Here is a 17032-nt window from a genome sequence, read left to right as displayed (position 1 = left end):
AATAGAGAACCCAGATACCGTAAAATGGAGAACTCAGATACCGTAGAAAGCTGAACAACGAGGTCGAAATTTATGACCCTATTTATTAGAAATATGGTAAAAAAATATTCTTGACAAATAGCTTTTATAAGTTGTTAACTAAAAAAATGCCCGTACTCTAATGTAATCAAAGGAGCCTGAGAATTATTTTTAGTACCCTTGTTTTCATCTCCACTCGGGTGAGGTGGAAAGGGAGATTCGAATTTATTTTTGAGTTCCCAGGCAAAACCTGAGATTTTAACTGTGTTTCAAAACTCTGGATTTTTTATTCCGGGGCGTGAAACCTTTTGGATATAAAAGGTCTAAACAATAATATTGTCAAATAGGCAATAAAATCCTAATAAAAATAAATTGAGATAACTTAAAAAGGTATGACTATGAGCGAATTTACACTTAAAACGAGACTCTTAGCTGCCCTTGAAGGCAAGCCCGTTGACAAAGTACCTGTCTGCTCCGTAACCCAGACCGGGATTGTAGAACTTATGGATGAAGTTGGAGCTGCCTGGCCTGAAGCTCACACCAATCCCGAGCTTATGGCAAAGCTGGCAATCGCCAACTATGAACTTAGCGGACTTGAAGCTGTAAGGCTTCCTTACTGTCTTACCGTGCTTGTTGAAGCAATGGGCTGTCAAATCAATATGGGTACCAAGAACAGACAGCCTTCTGTCATAGAACACCCCTACCCCAAAAGCCTCGATGGCGCAGCCGTCCCCGCAGACCTTCTGCAGAAGGGTAGAATCCCAGCCGTACTCGAAGCCATTAAGATTGTCAGGGAGAAAGTAGGTCCTGATGTTCCAATTATTGGAGGTATGGAAGGCCCTATTACAGTCGCTTCTGACCTGGTAAGTGTAAAATCCTTCATGAAATGGTCCATTAAAAAGACTGACCTCTTTGAACAGGCCCTTGATATCGCCACAGAAGCTGCAATCGCTTACGCAAATGCAATGGTTGAAGCCGGTGCAGATGTTATCGCCATTGCAGACCCTGTTGCTTCCCCTGACCTCATGAGCCCTGACAGTTTCAGACAGTTCCTCCAGGCAAGGTTACAGAAGTTCTCCGCCAGCGTTAACTCAGTGACCGTACTCCACATCTGTGGTAAGGTTAACGCGATCCTCAGTGACATGGCAGACTGCGGTTTTGAAGGCCTCAGCGTAGAAGAAAAGATCGGTAATGCAGCGGAAGGAAAGAAAGCCATTGGAGACAGAGCAAGATTAGTAGGAAACGTTTCCAGTCCTTTTACCCTGCTGCCCGGGCCTATTGACAAGATAAAAGCTGAAGCAAAAGCAGCTCTGGAAGGCGGCATCGATGTACTCGCACCTGGCTGTGGGATTGCACCCATGACCCCTCTCGAAAACATCAAAGCAATGGTTGCAGCAAGAGACGAGTACTACGCCTGAAAAGGCACAAAAATTTATTTATTTTTTTAAGGACACATTCCATAGCTCTAAGAATTTTAAAATACCTGGAATTATGTCCTACTTCATATTTTTTTAGTTTTAGCAGGTGGAGTGAAAACTCTAGAGCCAGACTCTGACAGGTTGTGAACTGAAGAGAGTCGTTTAGAATAAACAATTCAGTTAAATAGCTTTAGATCTAATTCAACATAATACATATCTAAATATATTAAACTCAGAATATGTCTAAAACGTACTGGCTAATAAATCTTAAACTTTTTTTGGAGGAGGTTAAGATATGAGAATAGGAGTTGCAATTGACCTCGGAACCAGCGGTTTTAGGGCCCAGAAAATTGACCTGGAGACCGGTGAAATTAAGAAAACCGTTATAACACTGAGAAATCCCCTGCCCGGAGCAAACGTAATGGACCATCTTGATTTTGCAATCCATTACGGGCTTGACAAGGCCCACGGGCTCTCGGCAACCGCGGTAAAAAATATTCTTGCTGAACTTGGAGTGGACCTGGCAGAAATGGAAAAATTTTCGATTTGCGGAAATCCAATTCAGCTTTCCATCTTTCAGGGTATTCCAATCGAAGACCTGGCATACGCAGGAGAGCGTAAAAAGCAAAAATACCACATAGAAGAGCAAAACAGGGATGCTCGCATAATACCCCTGGCTGAAATAGAGGGATTTGAAGAAGCTGCAAATTGCAAACTATTTGTGCCCCCGGCAATTAAACACGAAGTTGGAGCCGATGCTCTTGCTCTTATTGTAAAGGCTGGCATGATTGAGAGTAATGAGATCGCTATTGCGACGGACTACGGCACAAATGCCGAAATGGCTCTTAAAGCAAACGGTGTTATATATACCGGTTCAGCCGCTGCAGGCCCAGCTCTTGAGGGACAGGAGATAGAATACGGATCTATTGCTTCCCCTCATACAATTTCTGATGTGGAATTTGAAGGAGAAAATCTGCGGTGTTACGTACTTGACAGGGATATGACAGCCACCAGGGGTGACCTTGTAAATCCAAAAACAGGAGAAATCATAGAAAAGGGAGAACTTACTGCAAAAGGCATCACTGGTACCGGAGTTATTGCCCTTATAGAAGCAGGCATGAGAAACAAATTAATTGTGCTGCCAAAGATTCAAACTCCAGATGGCGTTCTCCACCTTCAAGACGGAATAAAATTCACGAATAAGGACCTTATTGAAGCAGGAAGAGCAATAGGTGCAATCAGGGCAGGACATATTACACTCTGTGCATCTGCAGGCATAGACATGGAAGAACTTCAGACCGCTCACATGTCAGGCGCTGCGGGTACTTATATGGACGCTGCAAAAGCCCATAAGGTGGGAATGATCCCTTACAATGCGAATTATGTTTCCCAGATAGGAAATACCTCCCTAACCGTTGCCAGGGAAATCCTGCTTTCTGAAGACAGGCTCTGGGAACTGCAGACAATTGCAAAGGAAATAGTGGGCACCCATGTAATGTTTGCAACCTCCGATGCGTTTAAGGAGGCTTATATGCTGGAGCTTGCTTACTGGAACGAGGGTATGGCCTTTAAGATGCTTCAGAAATTCCTGAAAAAGAAAAAACTGCCCATAATTGGTGAACCTTCTTCTATTCTCAAAATTGACCGCCAGGTTGAAAGGGATATTCCCGAACTTGGAGAAGAAGGGCTTGAAGTACTGGAAAAAGTCGGGACTTACCTTACTATGGTAATCGAGGGATGTGAAGGCTGCCATAAGTGCGTAAAGGTCTGCCCTAACGGAGCCCTGAGAATGGAAGAAAACGGAACCGTAAAAATAAGGACTGACCTCTGTGATGGTGCAAATTGCCAGCGCTGTCTGCACGCCTGCCCTGATGATAGATTTAAATGGGAAAATCTAACAGTCGCAGGAAAGTAAAACGGGTAAGCTTATTGAGATTAAAAACAAATAAAGGAAAAATAATCAATAGGCAATAATCAATAGGCAATAATCAATAGGCAAGAAGGTACGAAGGGAGGAAAAAACGTGCAGGTCATTGTGGTGGGGGGATTTCTGGGAAGCGGGAAAACCACCACTATTATCAATATGGGCAAATACCTGGCAGAGAAAGGAAAAAAAGTTGCCATTATAGTGAACGAGATCGGGGAAGTCGGAATTGACGGGGATGTGATAAAAAAGTTCGGGTTCGATACGAAGGAAATCACGAGTGGGTGCATCTGCTGTTCTCTGAAAGTAGGGTTAAGGGTAACAGTTACTTATCTTGCAAATGAATACAAGCCTGACATCCTCATGATCGAACCCACAGGTATAGCTTTCCCGAATATAATAAAGAAAGAAATCGAACTCATGAACCTTGGCGAGCAGGTAAAAATCGCTCCTCTTGTGACCCTGATTGATGGCAGCCGTTTCAAGCACCTGATGAAAGAAGTAAAAGAATTTGCCATGAGGCAGATTATTGATGCGGAAATTCTCGGGATAAATAAGATAGACCTGATAGAACCTATTCGGATTCCAATACTTGAAGCCTCGGTTCAGCAACTGAACCCGAAATCCAAAATAGTCCTGCTTTCGGGAAAAGACACGGGCGAGAGCTTTGAGAATTTTATGCGGTTAGTGCTTCCGGATCTTGAAGAACTATCCAGAGAAGCGCCTGGAGCTGAGATAACAGAAGAAGAAAAACCTTCTAAAGCTGAACCTTCCGCACCGGAGGAGACCGAAAGTTCAATTGAAGCCTCAAAAGTAGGCAGTTATTCTGCAGAATTTGCAGTTGAAAACGGAAGTCTAAGTACTGAGGCTGCCAGGGAATTAACAACCGAACTGATGAACACGATAAAAGCGAAGGTGCTGCAACTAAATCCCGAATTTATAGGGCACATTAAGCTTTTCCTGGACAATGGGTCAGAAACCGTGAAACAGAGCGTTACAGTATATTATGAAGAGCCGCAGGAAGATGTGATCAAATCAAAGGAAGGAGCCGCCCCTACCCTCAAGATACTTTCCGCGGTCTCAAACGTTGACAAGGAAGCTGTTAAAGCTGCTGTAAAAAATTCGGTACATGAGGTCTTTGAGAGAAAACAAATAAAAGTAAACAAAATCGAGCATGAACATAACCACGAACATGAGCACCATGAACATGAAAACCATGAACATGAACATCATGAACATGAACATGAAAACCATGAACATGAACATCATGAACATGAACATGAAAACCATGAACATGAACATCATGAACATGAACATGAAAACCATGAACATGAACATCATGAACATGAACATGAAAACCATGAACATGAACATCATGAACATGAACATGAAAACCATGAAAAACATAAGCATGGTAATAAGGAAGAAGAAATTCGTGAGTAAAGAAATTTTTCCTCACATTTTTTAATTGATCTCCGGTTTTAACTGATCTCCGGTTTTAACTGATCTTTGAATTAGCCTTAATTTTTTAATTGATCTTCGTGGAACGGTCTATATAATACTGGGCCAGTTCATTACCCCACTCCAGGGCACCTGGAGTAAAACTCGTGATCTTCCGGTGATCGAATTCTCCTTCTTTTCCGAAGAGTTTCAGCATAAAGAAATTATCAGTAACCATGAAGGAAGAAGGCCTTATTTTGCCGGAGTATATATAAAGCGATACTTTATTTTCAAGCAATACATTAAATTCTTCGGTGAAGTCGTTTTTAAATCTGTTATACACTTTTTCATCGAGCATAAGGTGTACTTCGGCCCCGTTTTCCGCACAGGCAGCATGGATCGATGGGCAATCAGGACAGAAATAAGAGTAAAAGGATTTTATAGTTTTTGAATCATTTAGCTTGTCACGCAAATACCCTGGAAACTCGAAAAGGTGGTCAAGATCAGGCTCGTCCAGGTTACATTTTTCCAGCATATCAATTTTCTTAATCAGGTGTTCGGGAATAGGAGACCTGTCATGCTTTGACCAGTAGTCCTTGTTTCCATCAAAAACGTCAAGAACAGCTTTAAGAGGGAGCATTCTCTCAACAATTACTGTTCCTATATCCGAAAGTTGGTAGATACTTCCCTTCTGCACTATCATATCCATATCTTTCAGTTTTTTAATTTGAGGCATTAGAGCACAGGAGTTTACATTAAGAACTTCTTTTATCTCGTTAATATCCATCGGCCCATTAGCTAACTGAACAAGAAGATTTTTTCTTTTTTCAGAGAAAAAAATCAGGTCTATAAGTGAACTCATGTTTATCAGCTTCCAATTACTCATATATTGTCTAAACCGGAACAAATTCGCCAGAATTTGCCCTAAAAACCACCACGATCATGGAGGCAGCATAGTTTCAGCCTTTAGTCAAGAGATGATGAAATAAAAAGCGTTTCATATCAACGATACATATCACGTTAATCAATATTAAAAGCAATTAAGATTTTATTCTTGCTTATTCGGGTCCTGCTCAGAGACATATATCCGTGTATCAATTGATAGAACTCTCTCGTCTTAAAAACGTGGAATAATTTTCAACCAGAACTAAATAAATATTGTGAGGATTATATTTAATTTCTGATAATATATAATGTATATTGTGGAGATCATATTTAAAGTATATTGAAAAGAGAGCTCTTTTATTGATTTGGGCTCTTTGTCATTCCCTGTGGAGAAAATACCTTTCAATTCGAGACCGCATTGGTTTTTATAAAGACATTATGAGGATATCTACACAAAACAACGAAAAACCTTGATCATAGAATATTATAAATGCCATTGAACTGTAAGCAGGGTCAAGCTCTTCAAACCTCTGGATATTCAGGAATCTGGATACTCAGGAATCTGGATACTCAGGAATCTAGATACTCAAGACTCTGGATTGTATATATTAAATATGCAAGTCAAGCCTTCAAATTTTCAATACCCTTCAATATTTGATGACTTCTTTTTTCTAGCCTGCGGAATTTTGTTATCCCCCTGGAATATCGAAAATACAATGTGTTGGAAAATTCAGGCAAGTATGAAATTTGAGGAAAAGCTTATTTTTAAAAGGAGAAAATATTGGACCTCAATAAAAAAACAGTGTCGGTTAAGCTATATACAATTGAGAGAATCTTTAATTATAGAGTCAAAAAGAATAACACTCTCTGGAGATAACCCCGAAAAAACGTTCTTAAACACTTGTGGCAATGTCTCCCCACTTTCGCCACCCTATAGAGACATTATCACTACCCAGAGAGTTATTCGGACTCTTGCTTAACTTATGGAAGGTGTAAAGGCATGAAATGTATGTTAATCGGAGGATTCTCGGGAAGCGGGAAAACCACACTGATAAGAAAACTTGTTGAACATTTGGGAAAACAGGGACAGAAAGTGGCAGTTATCGTTAACGAGATCGGAGAAATAGGGATCGATGGAGATACGATCTCGGAAGGGGAAGTTGAAACCAGGGAAATTACAAGTGACTGTGTCTACTGTCCCCTGAAAACCAGCATGGAATACACCTTGAGAAATATCATTGAATCTTACAATCCGGACACTATTATAATAGAACCCGCAGGAATAACTCCCCCTGGACAAATAAAAAGAAATATTGAAAATATGGGAATCCCGGGAATAACTTTTGCCCCGATATTGAATCTTGTGGACGCTGCCCGCCTGAGTAAGGAGACAGGAGAGCTGCATAATTTCATGAAAAATCAGATAGGCGAGGCCGATATCCTGGGCATCAATAAAGTTGAACTTATAAACAACCGTGAAGAACTCCTGGAAATCTGCCTGTTCCTGCGCAAATTAAACCCCAGAGCAAGAATGATTCATTTTTCAGCCCGACAGGGAGGAGAAAATTTAGACAAATTGCTCGGACTGCTGGAAGAAACCAGTGGGAGAAAAATAGCCCTGGGCAGAGAAAACTCGATTCAAATGTCGGGAGTTTCGGCCTATTCGTCCTAATTTGAAATCGCTTCACAGGAGGTCTCTATCAAAACAGGGATTTCTGTTTCCGAGTAGATTCTGGAAAGCATAAAAAATAAGGCAGAAGAGCTAAACCCTGACTACATAGATCACCAAACCACATAAACGACCCAACCACATAAACAACCCTATCAGATAAACTACCCAACCACATAAACCACTCAATCACACAAACGACACAACCACATAAAAAACCCTATCAAATAAACCACTCAATAACACAAACCACCCTATCAAATAAACCACCCAACCACATAAACCATTCAATAACACAAACCACCCTATCAAATAAACCACCCAACCACATAAGCCACTCAATAACACAACCCACCCTATCACACAAACGACACAACCACATAAAAAACCCTATCAAATAAACCATTCAATAACACAAACCACCCTATCAAATAAACCACCCAACCACATAAGCCACTCAATCACATAAACTACCCAACCAATAAACCACCAAACCACATAAACCACATTAAGCTTTCTTTCAGGCATCAGGAAAATCTTGTAAAGGGAAGTGTAACCTCTGCGCACAATCCCTAAAATGGAAGCCCTTAAAAAATGAAGAAAATCTCAATCAAGAGTAGCGGTATTTTCTGCGGTAACGCCATGCCCAAAAACGAACTTATTAAAGCTGTGGATGACAATAAGCAGATGCCTGAAAGAAAGACAACTTTCCTCCAAAATTTAGAATTTTTCCTTAATAGTCCACAAAAGCCGTCATCTTTTTTGGAATATTTTTTATGCTGTTTCTAAGCCTTTAGCTCTGCAACTCGATTGTTACAGCAGACCCGTTTTAACACATGAAAATGAATAATTCTTACATTGGAAACTTGATTATGAAAAATCAACCGTGTATTACTGGTAGATAACCAATTTTGCTATTTTCATAATATTTGCATTAACTGATTCTCCCGTACAGACCCCAGTTTTTAACCATTTGTGACTTAAACCGACAATGGCTTCTATAGAACATTTAAGATATATGTTGTATGGAATACGCAATAACTATAGAGAATGTGGTGGCATCCACCACTCTGGCGGAAGATTTCGACCTGCTGAAGATAGAGGCCGGACTGGAGGGAGCAGAATATAACAAAGCTAAGTTCCCTGGCCTGGTCTACAGAACTGAGAACCCAAAGGCTGCTTTTCTGATTTTCACCTCCGGAAAAGTGGTATGTACCGGGGCTAAGACGGTCGAGAACGCTAAAATGGCCATAATCAATCTGGCTAAAATACTCAAGTCCATTGGCTGCGAGAAAATAAATTCAGAACCTGAGGTTTATATTCAAAACATTGTAGCGACTGCTGATTTGGAAACGAACCTGAACCTGAATACAATTGTCATAGCCTTTGGTATGGAGAACGTAGAATATGAGCCAGAGGTATTTCCAGGACTTGTTTACAGGCTTGAGTCTCCCAAGGTAGTAGTGCTCATATTCAGCTCTGGCAAACTGGTGATCACAGGAGGCAAATCTCCGGAGGATTGCGAGAAGGGCCTGCAGGTCATAAAGACAGAGTTTGATAACTTAGGGCTTATTTATTGAATCTTCTTAGAACTTAGAGCAGGAATAATCCATAATTCAACCTGGCAGGGAGAAGGGAATTCCAGGAGGAAGAATGTTTCCGGCGTGAAAATTTCCGATTTAGGACGTTGCGGCATGGAGGAAAGTAAAGAAGAAGGAAAAATGTTTCCGGTTCAGGACAGCCTTGACCTGACACACAAAAAGTTTATATATTATAAAATGGTCATCGCCCCTGTCCGGAAGATAACCTCTTGGATAGAGAGGTAAGGTACTCTTTCAGCCATCTAGAGAAAACTGGCCCCGGATAAACAGCAGAATTTAAAACAGTCATAAAGACGCCTGCTTATTAAAAAATTAAAGACAGAGATAGAATAACCTTCCCGGAAAATAGTTTGCCTCTGTTTAAAAAAGAGTTGAAAAACGGCAAAAAACAAATATGAATAAACTCCAGAGAATTAAAAGATCGGAGTTATGGAAACTCTTGCGCAAGTTCCCATCGAAAGTAAGAGATCAGGTAATTACTGAGGAGAACTAAACAGGAGATTCATTTCACTTGTGTACTTTCAAAAATATACTTTGATCACCATATTTTGCCTGTTTCAAATCTACAATAAAAAACAAATCTACTTGATAACCTCCTCGCTCAAAATAAAAACTTCCGTATCTTCACCCTCTGCAATAAAATCGCTTTGAAATTGAAAATAATCGACCCATAAATTTTGATCTCGTTGTTTAGATCAAAGAGAGCAAAAAAATACTTCTTTTTTACAAAATCATTTGCAGAGAAAATTGAGATGAGAATTATAAAATTATAGCGATTCAAAAATTAACATAGGTGAAGGTATATGCAATAAAATCTAACTGTGATCTGCAAGTGCATCCCGGAATACTAGGGAGTACACTTATCAGAATTAACTGGAAAAAAATCCATAAGGGCCAGGAAATAGAAAATAAAAGATATCTGAACCTGGCAGCTTAAAAGCTTTCTGAAAAAAGCTTAAAAACGGGATAAAAAACGGGAAGTAACTCAAAAGTTATTTTCAGAAAGCTTGAAAAACAAGAGAAAGGACTGAACTCCAGCTTCTGAATGAACAGTACACCACTCAAAGTTATCCAATCCCTCTCAATGGAAGGAATTCGATCTGGAGGTTTTCGAATTCCCTGCCATTATATTCAAGAAGCGTTTGGTAAAAAACGCTTAAACATTTCAGGGAGATGTGACTTGCAGAGTCAACGATCTGAGCAATCCGAGACTCTTTTGCTAAATGGAGGTTAAAATATGTTGGATTTGAAACTGGAAGATATCGACGGCATATTAGTACGCTACAACGTCGCCCTCGAAAAGGAAATGACCCCTGATGAAGCTGCAGAAGAGCTTTATCCAAAAGACGAACTCATCTATCCTGTTGCAAAAGCAATCTATGAGGGAGAAGAGGATGACGTAGTTGACGCACTCCAGGCTGCTATCGATGCAGGCAAGAAGCCAATCGCCCTTATCGATGATGCCCTGATGGTAGGAATGGGAGTTGTAACCCAGCTCTACGACGATGGTATCATTTTCCTCCCGAACGTTATGATGTCCGCTGATGCCATGCTGGCAGGTATCGACTTCTGTAAGAGCCAGACCACCGAAGTTCCCGAGCCAAAGGGCAAGGTTGTCTGCCATGTTGCAGAAGGAGACGTCCATGACATCGGAAAGAACATTGTTGCTGCCCTTCTGAGAGCAAATGGCTACGAGGTAATTGACCTTGGAAGAGATGTTCCTGTAGACGAAGTAATCGCTGCAGTCGAAAAAGAGAAGCCAATAATGCTCACAGGTACTGCTCTTATGACAACCACCATGTATGCATTCAAGGAAGTTAATGACAAACTCCTTGAAAAGGGAATAAAGATCCCATTCGCATGTGGTGGCGGTGCTGTGAACCAGGACTTCGTGTCTCAGTATGAACTTGGAGTTTATGGTGAAGAAGCTGCTGATGCCCCCAAGATTGCTGACGCAATCGTTGCAGGTACTACAGATATCACAGCATTAAGAGAGGAATTCCACAAACACTGAGGAGGGAGCAAAAATGGTAAAAAAATACACTTCAATGGCTTACGCTAACGCAGATGAACTGATTTTCGGGCAATCAAAATTCCCTGTAAAAGCAGGGCTTGGCCTTGAAATTGGTGCCGGTTACACGACTCCCGAAGTAAACTATGCCCCAAGGCCTGGAGCCGGCGCATCCAAAGAAAAACTCATAAAAGAGTATGAAAGGATCACCACTGACATTATGGCAAGGATGGTCCAGATAGGAGCTCCCTCTGTTGTACTTGAAACTGAACACGTTCAGCAGATGTCCAACAATCCCTCCTGGGGAGGAGCTGTTGCACATGCCCAGAAGACCATCATGGAAGAATACCATGACGAATACGGCATAAAGTGTGCACTTCGCCACACAATTGGTGACATTCGTGAAGACCGTGACTACCTCCAGCTCAGAGGAGACAAGTACAGCACCTTTATGGAAGCCTTTGAAGAAGCTGCCAACAATGGTGCAGACCTGCTCGCAGTTGAGTCAATGGGTGGTAAGGAAGTCTTCGACTATTCTATTCTGAGAAACGACACTGCAGGTATCCTCTTCGGAATTGGTGTACTTGGCAGCATGGACATGGAAATGGTCTGGTCCGACATTGCAGACGTTGCAAAGAAGACAGGAACTGTAGCCTCAGGTGACACAGACTGTGCCCAGGCAAACACTGCAATGTTCATTGCAGGCGGTCTGCTTGACAAGAACCTTGCCCACACAACTGCAATTGTTGCAAGGGCAATCTCTGCAGCAAGATCCCTCTGTGCATATGAAGCCGGTGCAGTAGGCCCTGGAAAGGACTGTGGTTATGAAAACAGCATTGTAAAATCCATTGCAGGTGTCCCGATAGCTCAGGAAGGTAAGACCTCAACCTGTGCCCACTCTGACCTGATGGGTAACATTGTCATGCAGTGCTGTGACCTCTGGTCCAACGAGTCCGTTGAGTACCACGGTGAATTCGGCGGTACAACTGTTCAGTGCTGGTCCGAGACCCTTGCATACGACTGTTCCATGATGAACGTTGCCCTTAAGACTGGCAAAGCAAAGGACCTCAGGGACATCCTCGTGCTCTCTGACAAATACAGAGACCCACAGGGCTATGTGATTGCCTACGACAACGCTTACAAGGTAGGACAGGCAATCGCAAAGGACGGAGAGAACAACTACCTCCGTGCAAAGAACGCAGCAATCGAATGTTGCAACATCGTCGAAGAAGGTGTCAACTCCGGCAAGCTCAGACTTACAAGATTCGAAACCAATGCTCTTGCAAAGGTTAAGGCCGACCTCGAAGCCCTCACTGACGATGCTGACAAGTTCATGAGCGACAACCTGACCAAGTTCAAGCAAGAAGTTGCAGTTTTCAAACCAGAAAACTACGGGCTCTAAGCCCTAAACTTCTTTTTTTAACTTTTTTAAAATTATGGCTTCAGGTGAAACTATGAGCGAAAACGTAGGAACTGCTACTGTAATAGTTGACAAGACTGCAAATGCTGCCCCTCTGGGCTTTACCGGCCTTGGCCTTGCCGCAGTTCTGTTAAGTCTAAGCTACATAGGGATATATCCTGTGGAATCGATGATTGTCTCCATGGCAATATTTCTGGGTGGATTTGCCCAGGTTTTTGCAGGAATTATGTCCTGGAAAAAAGGAGATATTTTTGCAGGGACTGCATTCTCTGCTTTCGGCCTGTTCTGGTTCTCACTGGCCGGATTGCTTGTTATGCCTGCAATCGGCTGGGCTGAGGCTTCGTCCGGAACTGCTATGGCCGCGTATCTCTTTATCTGGGGTGTATATACCTTTGTTATGCTGGTCGCTACTATGAGAATAGGAGTCCGTGCACTTCAGTTTGTCTTTGTTACATTATTTTTGCTATTTATGTTGCTTGCTGTTGTAAACGCAACCGGCAGTACAGGGTTGCTTATAGTAGCTGGCTATGTAGGACTTGTTATGGGTCTTGGAGCTCTTTATACAGCTCTTGGCATGGTAATGAACGAGGTCCACGGAAAAACCGTAATCCCACTCTAATAGTAAAATAATCAGCATTCATTGAGTAAAACTCTCGAGTACCTGGTAAAAGACCTGCACCAACCTCAATAAACATATAAAATTCTAAAATTGCAGGAAAAAACAGAAAAACAGCTAAAAACGACTCTTCAGGTAAGCACAGGTATTAAACCTGTGTTTACCAATCCTCCCAATAGTATTGAATGAGTGGCTAAACTCTGTATTGTGACCGCGTTATAAAAACACAGGCACTCGAGGGCTTATTCAATTTAAAAAATCGTTTTCGTTTTTGTTTTTACCGTAAGCCTTTTAAAAAAAGGCTTGGGCAAAAACCTCAGCAATAATTGAAGTTGAGTATCTTATCTCCGAACCCTATCAGCGTGATTAAACGGTGCAACAGTTGTGGCACAAACCTTTTCAAAAAACGTTTGATTGAAAACCTTTTCAAAAAATGTTTGATCGAAAACGAGGCAACGTTTGAGCTAGAAAGAAGATTGGAAAAACTAATTAACGGTGAACTTCGAATGCAAGCGGATAAAAAGCTTGACAAAACCCATAACAAAATCCGCAATAGATCCTATACAGGGCTTGCTTTGAGTTTGATACTGACACTTTTCAAGCTGCTAGCCGGGATTTTGGGAAATAGTACTTTGCTTCTTGCCGATGCAGTTCGCTCCTTCTCCGAATTCGCCAATGAATGTATAAAACTCCTGGATTTTTCTATTGGAAGTAAACCTGGAGATGAAAGCCATAACTACGGACATGGAAAAATCACAACCCTCTGCATGGGAGCAGAAGCTTTTATTCTTCTTTTTGCAAGTTTTCATATGATTTCCCTGAGTTCTGGGGAAATGCTCATGTTTTTGCAGGGCAAAGAGCCCGAAACTCCTGAAATTATTGCACTTTATGCAGCAATCTCAGCCTTTATATTCAGAAATATTATGGCTGTTCTAACAGAAAATCCTGAATTGCAGGCTAAAGAGGATTTTTCAAAAGCCCATATCCCTGTAAAAGACTTATCAATTATTCCAGTAAAACGCTTGTTAATAATTCCAATAAAAGACGTATTAATATCCTGCATTGTTATTTCAGGGATAGGATGCACATTTCTGCCTGGAAAAAGCTTTGATATAGCTGATTCTTTCGCTGCTCTTCTTTTAAGCCTCTATCTCCTTGGAACTTCAGGAAGACTTCTCTACAGGATTGCAAATGAGCTGATAGAAGCTTCCCTTGATGAGGAGAATAACCTCAGAATCAGAGAGATTATAAACAAAACCGAAAACGTCACGGGTTCAGGAGAACTTAAAACTCGCAGGATAGGAAAGGGTATAGCAATCAACGCCATTGTTAATGTGAATAACTCCCTGAGTGTCCTGGAAGCTGCAGAGATAGCAAATCTCGTAGAAGAGAGGCTGAAAGCAGCTTTTACAGAAGACACATACATACTGATAAAGATCGAGCCCGTACCAGGAAAGAACCAGAATTTCAAAAGCAAAAGTAGACCCTCTAATGAGAAGAAAGGGGAAAAGGCAAGTTTATTTTAACAAAACATACATGATATTCTTCAAAAACATGTCCAAAAAATGAAAGTGTTTAAGAGCACTTTCATGCCAAATAAAACATAGAAAAAATAAAATAATATGGTAATAATGGTGTGAAAAAACCAATATGAAAACCGAAAGTTAGGAAAACAGCAAACCCATCGCTTTAATTCTAGTGGGTATCTATTTAGCTACTACAAGATTTAACAGATATCCAGGTTTTACGTATATGGGTATAAATTGACACCTAATTTAGAGAGCTCTGAATCTTATCGCTTGCTAAAGAAAGCTTAATTACCCGAATTTAAAAGTGGTCTGAATTAAAAATGGCCTGAACTAAAAATGGCCTGAACTAAAAGTGGTCTGAATTAAAAGTGGTCTGAATTTAAAGTGGTCTAAATTAAAAAATTGTCTGAAAATCCTGGAAGTTATATATAACTTTCAAAAGAGGTTAAAAATGCACTTCAGTCTTGGAATCGATGCAGGAGGCACTTATACTGATGTCGCTATCATTAGAGATTCAGATGGATCTGTGATAGAATCCAGTAAAGCGCTAACTACATACCCCGATCCCCTACCTGGAATGAAAAACGCTATTGATACGCTGAACCCGGAGCATCTTAAAGACATTAAACTGGTATCTGTATCTACAACCCTGTCTACGAATACCATATTGGAAAGCACTGGGTTTCCGGTAGGGCTAATCATGGTAGGGGATTATGTGATTCCTGAGAAACTTCCTACGGACTACTGGGTGGCGGTCTCTGGTGGGCATAACAGTGACGGAGAAGAACTGAAGGCTCTTGACCTTGACTCAGTAGAAGAATTTGCCCTCAAGGTAAAAGATAAGGTTTCGGCTTTTGCAGTTTCTTCATATTTCAGTAACCGCAATCCGGAACATGAGCTTGCGGTCAAAAAAGCAGTAAAGGGACTTACAGGGCACCCTGTGGTTTGCGGGCACGAACTTTCACAGGACCTTGGAGCCTATGAAAGGGCTATAACTGCGTTTCTTAACGCCCAGTTAATTCCTATCACTCACAAGTTTATCCAGGCAATAGTTAAGGAGTTCGAAATCCGGGGTATAAATGCTAACCTGCTGATGCTGAAATGTGACGGATCAGTGGTGGGAATAGAAGAAGCCCTGGAAAAGCCCATTGAGACAATATTTTCAGGGCCTGCCGCAAGCCTTGTTGGGGCATCTCATCTGAGCAAGCTCGAGACCTGTGCTATGATCGACGTTGGCGGCACGAGCACGGATGTAGCCATGATGGAGAACGGGCTTCCCCAACTCAGCAATATGGGTGCCGTTGTCGGAGGCTGGCAAACCCGCGTAAAAGCAATTCGTATGGAAACCTCTGCAACAGGAGGAGACAGCCATATCTGGGTAAAAGGCGACAGAACTTATATCGGCCCTCGTCGGGTAATTCCACTCTGCCGGGCTTCGGTTATATATCCCGGTTTCAGGGAAAAACTGAAATCGAACAGAGTTGCAAAAGGGTATCTCTGCGAGAGTATTCAGGTAACAAAATTTTATGTCAGGACCGGCTTCAAGCCTATCGAATTGAAGGCAGGAGAGAGGGAAATATACAGGCACATCGGAAAAGAGCCTGTTTCCTTCGGTGACCTGCTCATAGCCCTGAAAAAACGTCCATCACCGTCCATTCTGGACTCATTAGTCCAGAAAAGGTTAATCCAGGCAATAGGTTTTACGCCTACCGATGCCCTTCATGTGCTCGGAGAATATACTGAATGGGATGTAGAGGCTGCAACAATCGGAGCTTCCATGCTTGGAAGGATAGTTAAGCAGAGCCCAGAAAATTTCAGCGCGGAAGCAAAACGCAGGGTTGCGCGAAATATTGCCGAAGATCTTATTGCTTATCTTATAGAAGGAATGCCTAGAAACGAGATCGACAGGGTTCTTCTCGGAAGAAACTTTACCCGTTTCAGAGTTGAAATTCCTGTGGTGCTTCTAGGAGGACCTGTAAAGGCATATGTTGAGGATCTCAAAAACCTGATTAATGCTGACTTTATAGTTCCAGAGCACGCTGAGGTTGGAAATGCTGTCGGAGCTCTTGTCGGGAAAGGAATTAAAAGGGTAGAGATTCTTATAAAAACAAAAGTTATCAAGTCTTTTGAAGGAGAGGCTAAGAATATAGATAACGAAGCTCATGAGAAGTGTACTGCAGAAGATACCTTGCCGTATCAGACTAAAAACGAGTTCATTGTCTTTTCCCCATCTGAAAGAAAGAAATTTGAAAGCTATAGTGAAGCCGTTGAATTCGCAGAAAAGCTTGGAAGACAGCTTGTTATGGACTACATGGTGAGTGCAGGACTTCAAAAGGAGAACATAAAAATAGACGTAAGCCGGAAGCATCTAGCTCCGAGCGGCTGGACTGATGTGCCCCTGGAAACAAAACTTGTTTTCGTAGGAATAGGAATCCCAAAAACTACGATTACAGCTTGAGAGGATAAGGATAAATTAGGATATCAGCAGCCGGATATTATAA

Annotated in this window: 12 protein-coding genes; 11 read left to right on the top strand and 1 reads right to left on the bottom strand. The window is 41.7% G+C overall.

Going from position 1 to position 17032, the window contains the following annotated elements; translation table 11 throughout:
- Nucleotides 1-416 precede the first annotated feature (416 nt).
- From mtaA to MSVAZ_RS01160, 3 genes are all read left to right on the top strand, one after another.
- Nucleotides 417-1436 (top strand): methylcobamide:CoM methyltransferase MtaA, encoded by a 1020-nt coding sequence (mtaA, locus tag MSVAZ_RS01170; protein WP_197078800.1) that lies wholly within the window; start codon nucleotides 417-419, stop codon nucleotides 1434-1436.
- Between the two features lie 295 nt (nucleotides 1437-1731).
- Nucleotides 1732-3351, top strand: coding sequence for a methylamine methyltransferase corrinoid protein reductive activase (locus tag MSVAZ_RS01165; protein WP_048116995.1), 1620 nt, complete (start codon nucleotides 1732-1734; stop codon nucleotides 3349-3351).
- A gap of 108 nt (nucleotides 3352-3459) precedes the next feature.
- A complete protein-coding gene (locus tag MSVAZ_RS01160; RefSeq protein ID WP_048116990.1) occupies nucleotides 3460-4803 on the top strand; it encodes a GTP-binding protein in 1344 nt (447 codons plus the stop codon).
- 85 nt (nucleotides 4804-4888) lie between these two features.
- Here the strand turns inward: MSVAZ_RS01160 and MSVAZ_RS01155 are convergent, their stop codons facing one another.
- Nucleotides 4889-5662: a helix-turn-helix transcriptional regulator gene (locus tag MSVAZ_RS01155; protein WP_232316170.1), complete on the bottom strand. Its 774-nt coding sequence runs from the start codon at nucleotides 5660-5662 to the stop codon at nucleotides 4889-4891.
- 1023 nt (nucleotides 5663-6685) lie between these two features.
- On the opposite strand from MSVAZ_RS01155, the gene MSVAZ_RS01145 reads away from it, so the two are divergent.
- The 8 genes from MSVAZ_RS01145 to MSVAZ_RS01105 all read left to right on the top strand — a co-directional run bounded on the left by MSVAZ_RS01145 (nucleotide 6686) and on the right by MSVAZ_RS01105 (nucleotide 16989).
- Entirely contained in the window at nucleotides 6686-7357 is a 672-nt protein-coding gene (locus MSVAZ_RS01145) for a CobW family GTP-binding protein (protein WP_052727841.1), read from the top strand.
- Nucleotides 7358-8379: 1022 nt separating this feature from the next.
- A complete protein-coding gene (locus tag MSVAZ_RS01130) occupies nucleotides 8380-8934 on the top strand; it encodes a TATA-box-binding protein (protein WP_048116969.1) in 555 nt (184 codons plus the stop codon).
- Nucleotides 8935-9048: 114 nt separating this feature from the next.
- Entirely contained in the window at nucleotides 9049-9180 is a 132-nt protein-coding gene (locus tag MSVAZ_RS21475; protein WP_269746805.1) for a hypothetical protein, read from the top strand.
- Between the two features lie 1012 nt (nucleotides 9181-10192).
- Nucleotides 10193-10969: a methanol--corrinoid protein MtaC gene (gene mtaC, locus MSVAZ_RS01125; RefSeq protein WP_048116961.1), complete on the top strand. Its 777-nt coding sequence runs from the start codon at nucleotides 10193-10195 to the stop codon at nucleotides 10967-10969.
- 13 nt (nucleotides 10970-10982) lie between these two features.
- Entirely contained in the window at nucleotides 10983-12368 is a 1386-nt protein-coding gene (mtaB, locus tag MSVAZ_RS01120; RefSeq protein ID WP_048116959.1) for a methanol--corrinoid protein co-methyltransferase MtaB, read from the top strand.
- 52 nt (nucleotides 12369-12420) lie between these two features.
- Nucleotides 12421-13005: an acetate uptake transporter gene (locus MSVAZ_RS01115; protein ID WP_048116955.1), complete on the top strand. Its 585-nt coding sequence runs from the start codon at nucleotides 12421-12423 to the stop codon at nucleotides 13003-13005.
- Nucleotides 13006-13439: 434 nt separating this feature from the next.
- Nucleotides 13440-14528, top strand: a complete 1089-nt coding sequence (locus MSVAZ_RS01110) for a cation diffusion facilitator family transporter (protein ID WP_232316169.1) — start codon at nucleotides 13440-13442, stop codon at nucleotides 14526-14528.
- A gap of 454 nt (nucleotides 14529-14982) precedes the next feature.
- The gene (locus MSVAZ_RS01105; protein ID WP_048116953.1) at nucleotides 14983-16989 is read left to right on the top strand and encodes a hydantoinase/oxoprolinase family protein; all 2007 of its coding nucleotides are present in this window, start codon (nucleotides 14983-14985) and stop codon (nucleotides 16987-16989) included.
- Nucleotides 16990-17032 lie beyond the last annotated feature (43 nt).

It is taken from the genome of Methanosarcina vacuolata Z-761 (assembly GCF_000969905.1).
Classification (GTDB): Archaea; Halobacteriota; Methanosarcinia; order Methanosarcinales; family Methanosarcinaceae; genus Methanosarcina; species Methanosarcina vacuolata.
The sequence above is the reverse complement of the archived record's forward strand: the minus strand, read 5'-3'. Positions and strand labels throughout refer to the sequence as shown.